The sequence below is a fragment of the Bradyrhizobium sp. P5_C11_2 genome (genome assembly GCF_054049755.1).
Genome location: NZ_JBFULT010000960.1, coordinates 1 through 1,526, shown reverse-complemented (window position 1 = coordinate 1,526; position 1,526 = coordinate 1). Strand labels below are relative to the sequence as shown.

Sequence of the window (1,526 nt, the reverse complement as noted above, 5' to 3'; positions counted from 1 at the left end):
ATGGTGGGCACGGCGCTATTGCGCCTTTGCCCACCCTACGATTGCTGTTCTGGAAAATGCCTCCCAAGCCCACTGCCGTCATGCCCCGCGAAGACCGGGGCATCCAGTACGYCGCGGCGAATGTGGTGAGAGCGAGCTCTCCAAWGCAGGCCTCTGGAATCGCCCGGTCGGAAGAACGCGCTGCGAGCAAATCAAGTCCGCCATGTCCCACTGAGCGGACCTCAACGGGCCGGGTCGCCACTTCGCTGATGGGCCAGATTCGGGCTCATGCATCGCAGCAGATTGCGTTTTATTCGGTCACCTCGTCAGCGCGGGTGAGCAGACCTGCCGGTAAGTTCACGCCGCGAGCCCTTGCCGTCTTCCCGCTGCCCTCCGTTAGATCTCCTCGTCAAGAAGTTCTAGCTCTCACCTCATTCATTGCTCCCGCGCGCCTCCCTTCCTCAGCCCATCGACAATGTCGTCGATCTCACGCCGAAACTGCGGGTTAGTTGAGAATGCATAAACAAGTTGACCGTACGCCTGCACGGTGAAGTTTGGTCGAACCTTGTTCAATTCGGCTAACGCCTGCCGTGCCTGCTCCAATTGTCCGGTAGCTCCGTAAGCCGAGACCAGATCTACATAGGCGTACGCGTACAAGTTGTTCAGATTGAGCGAGCGCCTGCATTCCTCGATGGCTTCTCCATATTCGTGCAGGTGCAAGTGTGCATGGCAGAGCCAGAAACGCCAAAGAAAAGCAACAGGATCTCTGGGACTGATGCGGAGAGCCAACTGGGCCGGGGTCGAGGCTTCGCGCGCCCGCCCGGAGACGATCAATGCGATTGCTCTACTACCGTGGGCAGTTGGATAATTCGGATCAATTTCGAGCGCAGCATCGTATTCAGCCAATGCCTCCTCCGGGTATCCAAATACAAGAATGTTTCCCTTGACCGCATGGGCCCTCGCGCTTGGCGAGCTTTTGGACAGAACTCTGTCGATGAGGTCGATCGCTTGCTTTTTGTCTTCAACAACGGACGCAGACCATCCGTTGTTCACATCTGCGGCCAAACACTGCGCTTTCCCGACCATGGCCTCAACGTTGTCCGGATCGAGCCGTAGCGCACTGTCGAACAAGTCCTTTGCCTGAGCATTTTCCGTCTTCGACCGCGCCTCATAGAACCTTGCCCAGCCGCGCATACCGAAGTCCATGGCGTCAGGATTGCGTGATCGGTCCGCTTCGCTACGGCGGCTTTCGGCCTGGATCAGTTCAATGTTGAGCGAGCGGGCGAGCCGCGCCGTGATCCGGTCCTGCAACGCGGCGACATTGGTTCGATCGCCATCGAAACGATCCGACCAGATGTCGCGTCCGGTCGAAAGATCCGTAAGCGAAACGTTGATCCGGAMCTGATCTCCATTGCGCCGTACCGCGCCTTGAACAGCCCACCGAATGCCGAGTTCCTTGCCGAGCGTCTTAAAGTCGATCTGCTTGTTCTTGTATGTAAAGGCCGTTCCGCGTCCGATGACGAATGCGCCCGGCATTTGCGCGAGTT

General features: G+C 58.0%; 1 protein-coding gene. It reads right to left on the bottom strand.

What is annotated here, in order from left to right; translation table 11 throughout:
* Positions 1 to 414: 414 nt before the first annotated feature.
* A partial coding sequence (locus ACXJL8_RS40715; RefSeq protein WP_456686997.1) for a tetratricopeptide repeat protein occupies positions 415 to 1,526 on the bottom strand: 1,112 nt, incomplete at its 5' end.